The 15145-nt window shown below is 43.1% G+C and carries 13 protein-coding genes; all 13 read left to right on the top strand.

The window, feature by feature from the left end; all coding sequences use genetic code 11:
* Positions 1–64: 64 nt before the first annotated feature.
* The 13 genes from CN378_RS09930 (at position 65) to pgsA (ending at position 15086) form a co-directional block, all read left to right on the top strand.
* Complete coding sequence (locus CN378_RS09930) at positions 65–2422, top strand: DNA translocase FtsK (RefSeq protein ID WP_098351726.1); 2358 nt, start codon at positions 65–67, stop codon at positions 2420–2422.
* A gap of 425 nt (positions 2423–2847) precedes the next feature.
* Positions 2848–3573 (top strand): GntR family transcriptional regulator, encoded by a 726-nt coding sequence (locus tag CN378_RS09925; protein ID WP_098351725.1) that lies wholly within the window; start codon positions 2848–2850, stop codon positions 3571–3573.
* Positions 3574–3623: 50 nt separating this feature from the next.
* Positions 3624–4718 carry a BMP family lipoprotein gene (locus tag CN378_RS09920; protein WP_098351724.1) on the top strand — a complete coding sequence of 365 codons (1095 nt, stop codon included), beginning with the start codon at positions 3624–3626 and terminating at the stop codon, positions 4716–4718.
* A gap of 216 nt (positions 4719–4934) precedes the next feature.
* Positions 4935–6470, top strand: a complete 1536-nt coding sequence (locus CN378_RS09915) for an ABC transporter ATP-binding protein (RefSeq protein ID WP_098351723.1) — start codon at positions 4935–4937, stop codon at positions 6468–6470.
* On the top strand, positions 6463–7512 hold the full coding sequence (locus tag CN378_RS09910; RefSeq protein ID WP_098351722.1) for an ABC transporter permease: 1050 nt from the start codon (positions 6463–6465) through the stop codon (positions 7510–7512). The genes CN378_RS09915 and CN378_RS09910 overlap by 8 nt, the downstream gene beginning before the upstream one ends.
* Positions 7513–8472 (top strand): ABC transporter permease, encoded by a 960-nt coding sequence (locus tag CN378_RS09905; RefSeq protein ID WP_098351721.1) that lies wholly within the window; start codon positions 7513–7515, stop codon positions 8470–8472.
* Between the two features lie 275 nt (positions 8473–8747).
* Positions 8748–10022, top strand: a complete 1275-nt coding sequence (gene yfmF / locus CN378_RS09900) for an EF-P 5-aminopentanol modification-associated protein YfmF (RefSeq protein WP_098351720.1) — start codon at positions 8748–8750, stop codon at positions 10020–10022.
* Positions 10023–10024: 2 nt separating this feature from the next.
* On the top strand, positions 10025–11314 hold the full coding sequence (gene yfmH, locus CN378_RS09895; RefSeq protein WP_098351719.1) for an EF-P 5-aminopentanol modification-associated protein YfmH: 1290 nt from the start codon (positions 10025–10027) through the stop codon (positions 11312–11314).
* Between the two features lie 68 nt (positions 11315–11382).
* The gene (gene ymfI / locus CN378_RS09890; RefSeq protein ID WP_098351718.1) at positions 11383–12099 is read left to right on the top strand and encodes an elongation factor P 5-aminopentanone reductase; all 717 of its coding nucleotides are present in this window, start codon (positions 11383–11385) and stop codon (positions 12097–12099) included.
* Positions 12100–12189: 90 nt separating this feature from the next.
* Positions 12190–12447 (top strand): DUF3243 domain-containing protein, encoded by a 258-nt coding sequence (locus CN378_RS09885; protein ID WP_098351717.1) that lies wholly within the window; start codon positions 12190–12192, stop codon positions 12445–12447.
* Positions 12448–12702: 255 nt separating this feature from the next.
* Complete coding sequence (locus tag CN378_RS09880; protein WP_098351716.1) at positions 12703–13494, top strand: DUF3388 domain-containing protein; 792 nt, start codon at positions 12703–12705, stop codon at positions 13492–13494.
* A 19-nt stretch (positions 13495–13513) separates the two neighbouring features.
* Positions 13514–14425, top strand: coding sequence for a helix-turn-helix domain-containing protein (locus CN378_RS09875; RefSeq protein ID WP_098351827.1), 912 nt, complete (start codon positions 13514–13516; stop codon positions 14423–14425).
* An 82-nt stretch (positions 14426–14507) separates the two neighbouring features.
* The gene (gene pgsA / locus CN378_RS09870) at positions 14508–15086 is read left to right on the top strand and encodes a CDP-diacylglycerol--glycerol-3-phosphate 3-phosphatidyltransferase (RefSeq protein WP_098351715.1); all 579 of its coding nucleotides are present in this window, start codon (positions 14508–14510) and stop codon (positions 15084–15086) included.
* Positions 15087–15145: the final 59 nt, after the last annotated feature.

Genomic DNA, 15145 nt, shown 5'->3' with positions numbered 1-15145 from the left:
CAGCCCTTTCTTCATCTTTCTGTACATAACTAGGATAGACTTCAATAGAATTTAGGTGAATGGATTGGCAAAACGGAAAAAAAGAAAGAAACGTTCTCAAACCGGTTCGACGTTAAAACAGACGATTAAATATGAGATCATCGGACTGATCCTGGCCGCATTAAGCTTAATTTCCATCATAGAGCTTGGAGCGGTCGGGAAAGCACTGGTATATTTTTACCGCTTCTTCCTTGGGGAATGGTACATGATCGCCCTTCTTTGGATGCTGTATGTAGCGGGCTACCTCATGATTAAACGGGAGGTCCCCATGTTATTCAGCCGCAGACTGGTAGGGGTTTATATCATCATTGCAAGCTTTCTCCTCTTAAGTCATGTGAAGTTATTTGACCTTTTATCGAATGGTGGGTCATTTGATAATCCGAGTGTCATCATGAATACATGGGATTTGTATTGGATGGATGTCAGCGGTGAAACCAGCACCTCGGATCTTGGGGGAGGAATGATAGGGAGTCTACTGTTCGCGGTTTCCTACTTCCTTTTCGATTCCCAGGGAGCCAGGATCGTAAGTGCGACCTTCATCATGATCGGCATCATTTTAGTGACGGGCAAGTCAATAGGCGATGTCCTGGGAAGGGCCGGGAAACGTTTCGGTGAATTCATGAGTGGACAATGGTCAGCCTTCAAACAGGATATGAGTGACTGGAAAGAAGAGCAATCAAAGAAAAAAGAAATAAGGGAAAAGAAGAAGCAGGATGCCCCGGTGAAAAAAGAAGAACCGGCTGAACCGATGCTTCCCGAGGAAGAAGAAACACGGGAACCAATCATCTCGAATTTTGCAGAGCGTGCTTACGGCGTGCAGACTAAAGAAGACTCCGCATCTACAGGAGCTGTAATAGGTAATGAAAAAGAGGTGACTGGACCAGAGGATAAGCCCGATTCAGAAGGAGAAGCGGATGCTCCGCCAATCACTTTCACTGAGGTGGAAAATAAAGATTATAAACTTCCTTCCATTGCATTATTAAAGAGCCCTAAAAAGACTGATCAGAGTAACGAATATCAATTGATCCATGCCAACGCCGCAAAGCTCGAAAGGACGTTTCAAAGCTTCGGCGTAAAGGCAAAAGTGACACAGGTCCATCTGGGTCCGGCCGTCACGAAATATGAAGTGCATCCCGATGTAGGGGTGAAAGTTAGCCGTATCGTCAACCTGAGTGATGACCTCGCTCTTGCACTGGCAGCGAAGGATATCCGGATTGAAGCTCCGATTCCGGGTAAATCCGCGATTGGTATCGAGGTTCCAAACTCGGAAGTGGCGATGGTGTCCCTGCGCGAGGTACTAGAAGCGAAGGAACATAATAAACCCGATGCCAAACTGCAAATTGGCCTGGGGCGTGATATAACAGGTGAAGCGGTACTCGCCGAACTGAATAAAATGCCTCACTTACTGGTGGCGGGGGCGACCGGTAGCGGGAAGAGTGTGTGTATCAATGGCATCATTACAAGTATCCTCATGAGGGCAAAGCCCCATGAAGTGAAGCTTATGATGATCGATCCGAAAATGGTGGAACTGAATGTTTATAATGGCGTCCCCCATCTCCTTGCACCTGTTGTAACAGATGCAAAGAAAGCCTCTCAAGCATTGAAGAAGGTCGTAAGTGAAATGGAACGCAGGTATGAGCTTTTCTCCCATACGGGTACAAGGAATATTGAAGGATATAACGACTACGTTAAGAGACAAAATATCGAGAACGAAGATAAGCAGCCTCTTCTTCCATACATTGTGGTCATTGTAGACGAGCTGGCGGATCTCATGATGGTGGCCTCCAGTGACGTGGAGGACGCCATCACCAGGCTTGCCCAGATGGCACGTGCTGCCGGGATCCACCTTATCATAGCGACGCAGCGTCCATCAGTGGATGTCATCACAGGGGTCATTAAAGCGAATATTCCATCAAGGATCGCCTTTGCTGTATCCTCCCAGACCGACTCCAGAACGATTTTGGATTCCGGCGGGGCTGAAAAGCTGCTGGGTCGGGGAGATATGCTCTTCATGCCTGTAGGGGCCTCTAAACCAACGAGGGTTCAGGGAGCTTTTCTATCAGATGAAGAAGTCGAAGAGATCGTTGATTTTGTCATCTCTCAACAAAAGGCACAATATCAGGAGGAAATGATTCCAGATGAAGTGCAGGAGGATGAGAAGACAGGAGAAGTGGAAGACGAATTATACAACGATGCCGTCCAGTTGATTGCAGAAATGCAGACAGCCTCCGTTTCCATGCTCCAAAGAAGATTCAGGATCGGCTATACAAGAGCTGCCAGATTGATTGATGAAATGGAAGTAAGGGGAGTGGTTGGCCCATATGAGGGCAGTAAGCCGCGAACTGTCTTGGTCGGTAAACCGTCAGAAGAGCAAAGTTCATAACGAAAGGTGTGTTACCCTATTCGGTTTGAGTGGGGGGGACACACCTTTTTTTATATAGAAAATGAAGTGAAAACCCCTTTTGTATCCGGTTTTATGAAAGAGATCCTGATTTATCCACGAATGTGTTATACTATTAAAAGCGTTTACAAACGTCATGACTTTGTTGAGTTCATGTAAAGATCGATAACGGAAAACAGTATGATTGTAAAAAAACAGTTAATATATCCCATGAAAACCCATTCATTCAGTGTATTTATCTATTTTTTTACAGAAAAGGATTTTAAATTGTCATTCTAATCATTTTTTTCGACAAAATCACACAATGCTATTTATTTATCAAAAGAAAAGTGTTATAGTATTTTCGATTAGTAGGAAAGATATACATCAGAGGTCTGATGTCTTGAGAAAATTTGGTGGTGGTTCCAGTGACAATAAAAACAGACAATCGGCATTTATACTTACAAGTAATTGACCGTTTGAAGAGAGACATCGAAGCGGGAGTATACAAAGAAAAAGAGAAACTCCCCTCTGAATTCGATCTTTCAAAACAATTAGGTGTAAGTAGGGCTACTCTTAGGGAAGCTCTCAGAATTCTTGAGGAAGAAAGTGTCATCGTACGACGTCATGGTGTAGGTACATTTGTAAACGCCAAGCCGCTCTTTACTTCCGGTATCGAGCAGCTCAACAGTGTAACGAACATGATTAAGCAGGCTGGTATGGAGCCAGGGACCATTTTCTTAAGCTCAACAACTCAAGAAGCTACTGAGGATGATGCGAAGAGGTTTACGTGCAATGAAGAGGACGACGTGATACTGATCGAGAGGGTTCGTACTGCAAATGGAGAACCGGTTGTATATTGTGTGGACAAAATTCCGGAAAAGATCATGCCGAGGAATTTCACCCATGAGGATAATTCTATTTTCACCGTTTTAGAAAAACGGGAGAATAAGAGAATCACTCATGCGGTGGCACAAATAGAACCCATGGGGTATCACGATAAAATCTCCCCTATTCTAAATTGTGAACCGGAAACGGCATTACTCGTTTTAAAGCAAATGCACTTTGATGAAAACGATGAACCGATCCTGTATTCCGTAAACTATTTCCGATCAGACAAATTTAGCTTCCAGGTATTAAGAAAGCGCGTATAACAGCAATCCATCTTACTACTAATTTATTACAATAATAGGGGGTACTCTAGGTGAAAAAACGTAAATTTGGTTTAGCGTTGTCATTTGTTCTGGCAGCAGGTACATTATTAGGTGCTTGTGGAACAAGCGAGGACAAAGAAGGTGCATCTAGTGGTGAAGGTAACAAAGAAGATCAATTTACAGTAGCAATGGTGACAGATGTCGGCGGAGTGGATGACAAATCGTTCAACCAATCGGCTTGGGAAGGGTTAAAAGCATTCGGTAAGGAAAATGGTCTGGAAAAAGGTAAAAATGGTTTTGACTACTTACAGTCTCAATCTGATGCTGACTATGCTACGAACTTAAACAAATTAGCTCGTCAAGACTTTGACTTAGTATATGGTATCGGCTTCCTTATGGAAGGTGCGATCACTGAAATTGCAAAACAACAAAAAGATTCACACTTTGCAATCGTTGATGCTGTTGTAGATCAACCAAACGTTGCAAGCATCATGTTCAAGGAGCAGGAAGCTTCTTTCCTTGCTGGTGTTACTGCAGGACTTGCGACTAAAACGAACAAAATCGGATTCATCGGCGGTATGGAAATTCCGGTAATCGAACGTTTCCATTCAGGTTTCATCGCTGGTGTCAAAGCAGTTAACCCTGATGCAGAAATCGTAGCAGATTATGCAGGTGCTTTCGATAAAGCTGAACTTGGTCAAACAATCGCTTCGAAAATGTACACTCAAGATGTAGATGTGATCTTCCACGCAGCTGGTGGAACGGGTAATGGATTATTCAAAGAAGCACGCGACCTGAAAGAAAAAGATCCTTCACGTGAACTTTGGGCAATCGGTGTAGACTCTGATCAATCTGCTGAAGGTAAAGTAGGAGATCACAACATCATCCTTACTTCTGCATTAAAACGCGTTGACAACGCAGTAGTGGATCTTTCCACTAAAGCAAAAGAAGGAAACTTCCCAGGTGGAGAGCAAATCCTTTACGGTCTTAAAGAAGACGGCGTTGGGCTTGCTGAACTGAATTCCGAGCTTTCCAACAAAGATGAAGTCATGAAAAAAGTAGATGAATGGAAAGAAAAGATCACTAGCGGTGAAGTAACCGTTCCTGAAACGATTAAGGACGCGGAAGCTTTCTCAGCTAACTAATGTAATATGAGGGACTAGAGGTGGCCAGGGAAATCTGGCCCCTCATCCTCTTAAAATAAATGATTCATATATTAATAGAAATTTAATTGAAGTATAGAACATTTCTATCTTTCATTTAGATTTTTATTCGGGGAAACCCCTTTTTTTCTGGCGCGTTAAGGTCTGACCTCTAACTACTAGATAAATATCCCTAGTCTATGCAAGGAGTGAATAGCAATGGATTACGTAATCGAGATGCTGAATATTCGTAAAGAATTTCCAGGCATCGTAGCAAATGACAACATTACCCTCCAGCTCAAAAAAGGTGAAATTCATGCGCTTCTTGGTGAAAATGGAGCCGGTAAGTCGACATTAATGAATGTTTTATTCGGCTTGTACCAGCCTGAACAGGGAGAAATCCGTGTGAAAGGGCAAAAAGTGAATATTACCAATCCAAACATAGCCAATGATCTTGGAATCGGGATGGTTCATCAGCATTTCATGCTCGTCGATACATTCACTGTAACGGAAAATATCATTCTCGGAAGAGAGCCGAAATCCGGGGCAACAGTGGATATTAAAAAAGCTGAAAAAGATATTCTCGATATTTCTGAACGATATGGTCTGAAAGTAGATCCTAATGCTAAGATTTCTGAAATTTCAGTAGGTATGCAGCAACGTGTGGAAATATTAAAGACACTTTATCGTGGAGCGGAAATCCTGATTTTCGATGAGCCGACTGCTGTATTGACTCCTCAGGAAATCAAAGAGCTCATTCAAATCATGAAAACCCTGATCAAAGAAGGTAAGTCCATCATTCTCATCACCCATAAACTGAAAGAAATCATGGAAGTGTGTGATAATGTAACCGTTATCAGAAAAGGGAAAGGGATTGGCACCGTAAAAGTTACTGAAACGGATCCAAATCATCTTGCCAGTCTGATGGTGGGACGTGAAGTTACGTTCACGACGGAGAAGGTAGAAGCCACCCCTGGGGAAAATGTATTGGAGATCCGTGATTTGAATGTTAAAGACCATCGGAATGTCCCTGTTGTGAAAGGCTTGAACCTTGAAGTGAAAGCAGGAGAGATCCTTGGTATAGCCGGTGTGGATGGAAACGGACAGAGTGAGTTGATTGAGGCCATTACAGGTCTTCATAAAGTCGACAGTGGTTCAGTCAAACTGAATGGTAAAGAAATAGCGAACATGAAACCCCGTAAAATCTATGAATCGGGTGTAGGTCATATTCCTCAAGATAGACATAAGCATGGCCTCGTGCTTGATTTTCCTATCGGGGAAAACATGGTTCTTCAGACCTATTACCAGAAGCCGTATTCCAACAAAGGGGTACTTAGTTATAAAAATATTTACAATCAGGCAAGAAAATTGATAGCGGAATTTGATGTGAGGACTCCATCAGAATTCACCCTTGCCCGTGCTTTATCCGGGGGAAATCAGCAAAAAGCGATCATCGGCCGTGAGGTTGACCGGGATCCGGATCTATTGATTGCTGCCCAGCCGACCAGGGGTCTTGATGTAGGGGCGATCGAGTTTATCCATAAGCGTCTGATCGAACAAAGAGACAATGGAAAAGCGGTTCTTCTACTTTCATTTGAACTCGATGAAATCATGAATGTCAGTGACCGTATCGCCGTTATCTACGAAGGTCAAATTGTGGCGATTGTTAATCCGAGGGAAACAACCGAACAAGAACTTGGACTTTTAATGGCTGGTTCGAAGAGGAAGGAAACGGGAGGGAAATCACATGTCTAACCGCTTAACAAATATATTAATCCCTGTAATCTCAGTCCTTTTAGGTATCATTGTCGGAACGATCATCATGCTTGTGAGCGGGTATGACCCGATTGCAGGATACGCTGCATTATGGAATGGGATCTTCGGGGAGATCTATTATGTAGGAGAAACGATCCGTCAAGTGACACCATACATTTTAGCAGGACTGGCTGTTGCCTTTGCTTTTAGAACGGGTCTCTTTAACATCGGTGTGGAAGGTCAATTGATTGTGGGCTGGCTTGCAGCTGTATGGGTAGGGGTTGCCTTTGATGATTTACCTAAGCTGATCCATCTGCCCCTTGCCATCATTGCGGCAGCATTGGCAGGGGCGCTATGGGGCTTTATTCCTGGACTTCTGAAAGCGAAATTCCGCGTACATGAAGTCATTGTCACGATCATGATGAACTATATTGCACTTCATGTAACAAATGCCATTATCCGTGATGTCATTACGGACCGTAAAGATCGTACAGATATGATTGCGGATACAGCTTCATTGAAATCTCCTTTCTTTGAAAGTTTGACAGATTTCTCCCGATTGCACTGGGGGATTTTCATCGCCCTTGCATGTGTCTTCATCATGTGGTTCCTGCTTGAAAAGACAACGCGTGGATATGAGCTGCGTTCTGTAGGATTCAACCAGCATGCTTCGCAATATGCCGGTATGAACGTGAATGGGAACATCATCCTTTCCATGGTCATCTCTGGAGCGTTTGCTGGCCTTGCAGGAGCGATGGAAGGGCTTGGCACATTCGGCTATGCTTCAATCAAGGGAGGATTTACAGGTGTCGGATTCGATGGGATCGCTGTAGCCCTTCTTGGTGGGAATGCGGCCATCGGAGTTGTGTTCGCCGCCCTTCTATTTGGAGGACTTAAAGTAGGGGCACTGAATATGCCTCTCGATGCAGGGATTCCAAATGAACTGGTAGATATTATCATTGCCCTTATCATTTTCTTTGTAGCATCTGGTTATATGATCCGTTATCTGATTCAACGATTTAGTAAAAAGGGGGTGAAATAAGTGGGTTTTATTGATATTTTGACAATCCTCATCCCATCAACATTGCTTTGGGCAACACCACTTATTTTCACTGCTTTGGGAGGGGCGTTCTCAGAGCGTTCAGGTGTAGTAAATATCGGACTCGAAGGCCTTATGGTCATCGGTGCTTTCTCAAGCATTGTATTCAACCTTGCTTTTGCAGATACTTTCGGTGCAGCGACTCCTTGGGTCGCGCTGATTGTGGCCATGGTGATGGGGGGACTGCTTGCTATCCTGCATGCCGTTGCTTCCATCACATTCAGGGCTGACCAGGTTGTATCAGGTGTAGCCATCAACCTGCTCGCTGTCGGGTTGACTCTGTTCTTAGTCAAACGTATCTATGGAAAGGGTCAAACGGATATCATCTCTGAAGGATTCGGGAAGGTCGATGTTCCTTTACTTCACAAAATCCCGGTCATTGGAGATATCTTCTTTTCCAACACATACTGGCCGCCATTCGTTGCGATTCTTGTATCTTTCATTGTTTGGTTCATAATGTTCAAAACCCCGTTCGGTCTTAGATTGCGTTCTGTAGGGGAGCATCCTATGGCTGCAGATACGATGGGAATCAATGTGACGAAAATGCGCTATATCGGCGTCATCATTTCCGGTGCTTTTGCAGGTGTCGGCGGAGGAGTATATGCACAGGCCATTTCCTCTGACTTCAGTCATGCTACAATCAGTGGACAAGGGTTCATGGCCCTTGCAGCCTTGATCTTCGGTAAATGGCATCCACTTGGAGCGATGGGAGCGGCCCTGTTCTTCGGCTTCGCCCAAAGTTTAAGTATCATCGGATCAAGTATTCCGTTATTTGAGAATATTCCAAGCGTCTTCCTATTGATAGCACCTTATGTGTTAACGATCCTTGCTCTTACAGGGTTCATCGGACGTGCAGATGCACCGAAAGCTTTAGGTACTCCGTACATCAAAGGAAACCGTTAATAAACCAGATGAAAAAACAGAAGGATATCCCGAACGCCGGGATATCCTTTTTTTATGGTGTAATCAGGGGATTTCAAGGAAGTACCTCACTGAAACATAATGGAAAATCCTGAAGCATATATTAGTTTACTTGAATGGGTATTTTTCCAATAGAGGAAGATGCTTGAAATCAATCTCTCACTACATGTATAGTTATACATAAATACCGCACAATAAGGGTGTTTATACTATTTGGTACAAAATGATGGAAGTATGGAACTAAGGAGGACGGTACGATGACAGCCATAAACGAAATAGTCAAGAAGAAACATGGGTACACGCTACATATCGTTCAAACGGATAAGTATAAAACCAACAGCCTCGTATTAAAAATGAAAGCACCACTGGATCCTGAAACAGTCACATTACGCGGATTACTGCCCCACGTCATGCAGAGCAGTACAAAAACCTATCCGAGCACAACGGAATTACGTTCCTATCTGGATGAGTTATATGGAGCGAACTTTTTTGTGGACTTGGGGAAAAAAGGTGAGTACCATGTGGTCAGTATGTCGGTTGAAATCGCCAACGAAAAGTTTCTAAAGGATTCTGAGCCTTTGCTTCAAAAAGGAATCGAATTCCTGGCGGATGTCCTTAAGAACCCCCATGTTGAAAATAATGAATTCGACAAAAAGACGGTCGAAAAAGAAAAGCGGAACCAAAAGGTCAGAATTCAGGCAGTCTATGACGATAAAATGCGTTATGCCAATTCACGACTTGTGGAAGAAATGTGTAAAGGTGAACGGTTCGCGCTTCATGTAAACGGTGTCAGTGAAGAGGTGGCTTCCATTACAGCGGAAAGCCTGTATGAATACTACCAAAAAGTGATGTCGGAAGATCAGTTTGACCTTTATGTGATCGGAGATGTAGACGTTACGGAAGTTGAAAGCCTCTGTGACCGGCTTCTTGATTTAAAGGAACGCACTCCTCAAGTGGTGGATGGTTCCCATGTGAAGCGAAAAGAGAAAGAAAACGTTGTTAAAGAAAAGCAGGATGTGAAGCAAGGGAAGCTCAATATGGGGTACCGTACCCACACTAAATACGGTGATGAGGATTACTTTGCTCTTCAAGTATTCAATGGAATATTCGGCGGTTTCTCCCATTCTAAATTGTTCATCAATGTCAGGGAGAAAGCGAGCCTGGCGTACTACGCTGCAAGCCGGATTGAGAGCCATAAAGGATTATTGATGGTGATGTCGGGAATTGAATTTGAGAAATATGATCAAGCGGTGGGAATCATCAATGAACAGCTGCAAGCAATGAAGGATGGAGATTTCACAGACGGGGAAATCGACCAAACGAAAGCGGTCATCCGCAACCAGCTTCTAGAAACCATCGATACATCAAGAGGGCTGGTCGAGGTTCTCTATCATAATGCTGTAGCACATGAAGAAATCGACTTGAAACATTGGCTTGATGAAATTGAGAAAACAACCAAAGAAGACATCGTGAAAGCTGCAAATAAAGTTGAACTTGATACGATCTACTTTCTAACAGGAATGGAGGGATAAAGATGAAGAAAATTTCCTTCGATCAATTACAAGAAAATTTGTATTATGAAAAAATGTCAAATGGACTGGACGTATACATCCTCCCCAAGAAGGGTTTCAATAAGACGTATGCCACTTTTACGACGCAATATGGAAGCATCGACAATCATTTCAAGCCCCTTGATGAAAAAGAATTTGTCAAAGTGCCTGATGGCATCGCCCATTTTTTAGAACATAAACTGTTTGAAAAAGAAGATGGGGACGTATTCCAACAATTCAGTCGCCAGGGTGCATCGGCTAATGCCTTCACCTCTTTCACGCGGACAGCTTATCTGTTCTCAAGTACAACCAATGTAGAACGAAATTTAGAAACCCTTATCGACTTCGTTCAAGAGCCGTACTTTACAGAAAAAACGGTGGAAAAAGAAAAAGGCATCATCGGGCAGGAAATCACCATGTATGATGATAATCCGGATTGGCGGCTATACTTCGGGGTGATCCAGAATATGTACAAAAACCACCCTGTGAAAATCGATATTGCCGGAACAATCGAATCCATTACCCCGATCACGAAAGATATGCTGTACCAGTGCTACAATACATTCTACCACCCGAGCAATATGCTCTTGTTTGTGGTGGGCTCGGTGGATCCGGATCAAATCATGAATCAGATCCGTTCGAATCAGGAGAAGAAAGATTATGAAAAAATGCCTGAGATCAAGCGCAAATTCGAGGATGAACCAGAGACGGTTGCGGAGAAAAAACAGGTTCTCAAGATGAACGTACAAAGCCCCAAATGCTTAGTGGGACTGAAAGCTCCTGAACCACAGCAGCAAGGGCAGGAAATGCTTACACAAGAGCTATCCATGAATGTTTTCCTGGATATGTTGTTCGGTAAGAGTTCAACGTATTATTCGGAACTGTACAATGATGGCTTGATTGATGAGACATTCCATTATGATTACACTCAGGAAAACGGCTTCGGTTTCCTCACCGTGGGTGGAGACACAGAGAAGCCTGATGAGCTTGCTGAGAAGGTACAGTCCCTTCTTCTGAAAGCTAAACAGGAATCCCTTTTTACAGAAGAAGGGCTTGAGAGGACGAAGAAGAAGAAGATCGGTGCATTTTTACGGGCGATTAACTCCCCTGAGTATATCGCGAACCAATTCACCCGGTATGCGTTTAATGAAATGGATTTATTTGAAGTGGTACCGACACTTGAATCTTTGAAATATGAAGATATCCAGGCAGTGGCTGAGTCCATCATCAGTGAAGAACGATTCACTGTGTGTCAGGTCGTACCTAAATCATGACATGTGGGGAGCTATCCTTTTTAAGGGTGGTTCCTCTCTTTATGTACTAAAAGTTTGGAGTGAAACGGATGAAATATGCATTAATTACCGGTGCATCAGGTGGAATTGGGAGCAGTGCGGCCCTCAGTTTGGCAGAAGAGGGGTGGAATGTCTACTTGCACTACCACTCCAATGAGGAGAAAATGAAAGAATTAGTACATAGCATTGAGAAATTAGGGGTGGAGGCGATCCCGATCCGTGCAAATCTTGCCATACCAAAAGAAGTGGGAAGTCTTGTGGATAGTATATTTCAACTCGATGCGGTCATCTATTGCAGTGGGAACTCTAAATGGGGACTGTTTCAGGATCATTCCGAGGAGGAAATGGATCATATGATCAATCTTCACGTCAAAAGTCCCTTACTTCTTATTCAAAGACTGCTTCCGAAGTTGATCTTCCGAAAAGGTTCCATTATCATGGTAAGTTCGATTTGGGGACAGATAGGCGGTGCCTGCGAGGTGGTTTATTCTACTGTCAAAGGCGCTCAATTGGCATTTGTGAAATCATTAAGTAAAGAGCTTGCATTAAGCGGTGTAAGGGTAAATGCCATTGCTCCCGGGGCTGTTGATACGTCTATGATGTCTTCTTTTACTGAAGAAGATAAACAGGCTATCCGGGAAGAGATCCCTATGGGGCGTTTTGCCCAAGCGGCTGAGATTGCTGACTCCATTCAGTTCCTTCTTTCATCGAGGTCAGCTTACATCACCGGACAGACCCTTTCAGTCAATGGTGGATGGCATACATGAAAAACTTTTTTCAGTCGAATGATTATGACGCATAATTTTTTCTCCGGGATACAAACTAAGGTTGTATTTCAATAAAGGAGGTCATGACAAATGTCTGTATTAGATAACTGGTCTGATTGGAAAAACTTTTTAGGGGACCGTCTTCACCAGGCAGAGCACGGCGGCATGGAACATGAAACGGTAAATGACTTGGCTTACCAAATCGGTGATTACTTAGCGAATCAAGTTGAAGCTAAGAACGATCAGGAGAAGGTATTAGCGGATTTATGGTCTGTCGCGTCTCCCGAAGAGCAACATGCCATCGCAAACATGATGGTTAAGCTTGTTAACAACAATGGTACTCGTTAAGGAGAGGGATTTCCCTCTCCTTTTTCTAATACAAGGATTCTTATGCAACAAGGATCCGAAATGGCAGAATAAATTTAATCGCTTCTAATAAACACCTCGACAGGTATAAAACGAGAAATTGTACATATTTATGTAGGTTTTGCTTTTCTATTACCTGAAAATCATTTATTATAATACCTAGATGTTTAAATAACTTTTCGAATTATGTCAAATTTTATCGAAACGGGATGTCACAGTTTTATCAGGAGGTAAGCGATGGAACGCAAAGAATGGTATTTAGAATATGAAATCCAGAAGAATCGTCCAGGCCTCTTAGGTGATATTTCCTCGTTATTAGGTATGCTATCTATTAATATAGTGACGATAAATGGTGTGGATGAGGGAAGAAGGGGGATGCTCCTTCTCGCCAATAATGAAGAACAGATCGCAAGGCTTGAATCCATTTTGCAAACCATGGATACGATCAATGTGACAAAGCTCAGAGAACCGAAATTAAGGGATCGCCTTGCCGTTCGTCACGGCCGCTATATCCAGCGGGATGCCGACGACAAGAAAACATTCCGGTTCGTTCGGGATGAGCTGGGATTATTAGTTGATTTTCTGGCTGAATTATTTAAGCAGGAAGGACATAAGCTTGTTGGGATCAGGGGAATGCCCCGTGTTGGGAAAACAGAATCCATCGTGGCATCAAGTGTATGTGCCAATAAGAAATGGCTGTTCGTATCCTCCACCTTATTAAAACAGACAATCAGGAGCAAGTTGATCGAAGACGAGTACTCTTCAGAAAATCTATTCATCATCGATGGAATCGTATCGACTCGCCGTGCAAGTGAGAAGCATTGGCAGCTTGTAAGGGAAATCATGAGATTACCTGCAGTGAAAGTCATCGAACATCCTGATGTTTTCGTTCAAAACTCTGAATATTCCCTCGAGGATTTTGACTATATCATTGAACTTAGAAACGATCCTGATGAAGAAATTACATACGAATTAGTTGAACAAAATAATCTATTTCAAAATTCCGATTTTGGAGGTTTTGATTTTTAATATTGGAAGGTGTTAAGTGGTGACGGAATTAGGAAATCGTTTAAAGGAAGCCCGTGAGGCGAAAGAATACAGCCTCGATGATCTACAAAGGATAACGAAAATTCAAAAACGCTATTTGGTTGGGATTGAAGAAGGAAATTATGATGCAATGCCGGGTAAATTCTATGTCCGAGCATTCATCAAGCAATATTGTGAAGCGGTTGGACTTCCTCCAGAAGTGATTTTTGATGAATATAAGGAAGAGATCCCTACGACCTATGAAGATGAAATCCCGGTTTCCCTTTCAAGGGTTCAGTCCCGGAAGAGTGTTTCGGAAAGTTCAACGAAGGTATTTGACTTTCTCCCGAAGCTGCTAATCGCTTTATTTGTCATAGGCGCACTGATTGCTTTATGGGTGTTTTGGCAGGGAAGAGTAGGGGACAAGGCATCTGAGGGCAATCCATCGGAAAATCGGACTCAGGTGGATGTGGATGAGAATAAGAGTGCAGAAGGCGATCAGCCTGAGGAAGAAGCAGCAGACGACAAGAAACAGTCTGATGAAGCCAAACCTTCAGATGAACAACAAGCGGAAGAAGATCAAAAGAAAGAAGATAAGCCTGAACAGTCTTTAGAAGCAGTGGATTCATCAGGCTATAAAACGACGTATCAACTAAAAGATGCAGAAGAGTTTAAGCTTCAATTGTCTGCAAAGGGAGACACCTGGGTAAAAGTGTTTAACAGCAAGGATGAAGTGTTGTTTGAAGGATTACTAAAGCAGGGAAATAAAAAGGACTTTGACTTATCTTCAGATAAACAGGCTTATCTTGTTATAGGAGATGCATCGAATACTGATATAACCGTGAACGGGAAATCGCTTGAGTATAAGATCTCTGCAACTGAAGTCGTCAGGCAGGATATCATCATCAATTACGAAGGGCAAACGGCACAATAATTGACTGAAGGGGAGTTTTAATAACTCCTTTTTCTTACATACTATTGGTAATACGTGTTTTTTAAGCATTGGAGGTAGAAAGGTGAACTTACCTAATAAAATTACTGTATCAAGGATATTTCTAATTCCATTATTTTTAATCATCATGCTTGCACCCTTAAACTGGGGGGAGATGATGTTTCTTGGGGCTGAAATGCCGGTCAAACATTTTGTAGGAGCCTTGATTTTCATCATAGCGGCAACGACGGATTGGATCGACGGGTACTATGCAAGGAAGTTGGATCTTGTGACGAATCTAGGGAAATTCCTCGATCCGTTAGCAGATAAACTGCTTGTTTCAGCTGCATTAATCGTATTGGTTGAGCTGGGCCTTGCGCCTTCATGGATCGTGATCATCATCATCAGTCGTGAGTTTGCCGTAACGGGACTTCGTCTTGTTTTGGCAGGCGAAGGGGAAGTGGTTGCAGCAGGGCAACTTGGTAAGATCAAGACATGGGCACAAATCATTGCGATTTCAGCGCTGCTTCTCCACAATGCCATTTTCGAATTGATCAACCTTCCATTTGCGACGATCGCTCTTTGGGTGGCTATGTTCTTTACGATTTGGTCAGGTTGGGACTACTTTAAACATAATAAAAAAGCATTTATAAATTCGAAATAACAGTGGGCACCAGGGGATTGATTCAATATGAATCATCCCCTTCTTTTCACTACATTTAG

Source organism: Bacillus sp. AFS015802 (assembly GCF_002561455.1).
GTDB lineage: Bacteria > Bacillota > Bacilli > Bacillales > Bacillaceae_B > Rossellomorea.
The sequence above is the reverse complement of the archived record's forward strand: the minus strand, read 5'-3'. Positions and strand labels throughout refer to the sequence as shown.

Bases quoted from the DNA above. Each gene is read 5' to 3' on its own strand.
- CN378_RS09915 (WP_098351723.1), top strand. From the start codon at position 4,935: ATGGATTACGTAATCGAGATGCTGAATATTCGTAAAGAATTTCCAGGC.
- yfmH (WP_098351719.1), top strand. From the start codon at position 10,025: ATGAAGAAAATTTCCTTCGATCAATTACAAGAAAATTTGTATTATGAA.
- ymfI (WP_098351718.1), top strand. From the start codon at position 11,383: ATGAAATATGCATTAATTACCGGTGCATCAGGTGGAATTGGGAGCAGT.
- CN378_RS09910 (WP_098351722.1), top strand. From the start codon at position 6,463: ATGTCTAACCGCTTAACAAATATATTAATCCCTGTAATCTCAGTCCTT.
- CN378_RS09880 (WP_098351716.1), top strand. From the start codon at position 12,703: ATGGAACGCAAAGAATGGTATTTAGAATATGAAATCCAGAAGAATCGT.
- yfmF (WP_098351720.1), top strand. From the start codon at position 8,748: ATGACAGCCATAAACGAAATAGTCAAGAAGAAACATGGGTACACGCTA.
- CN378_RS09885 (WP_098351717.1), top strand. From the start codon at position 12,190: ATGTCTGTATTAGATAACTGGTCTGATTGGAAAAACTTTTTAGGGGAC.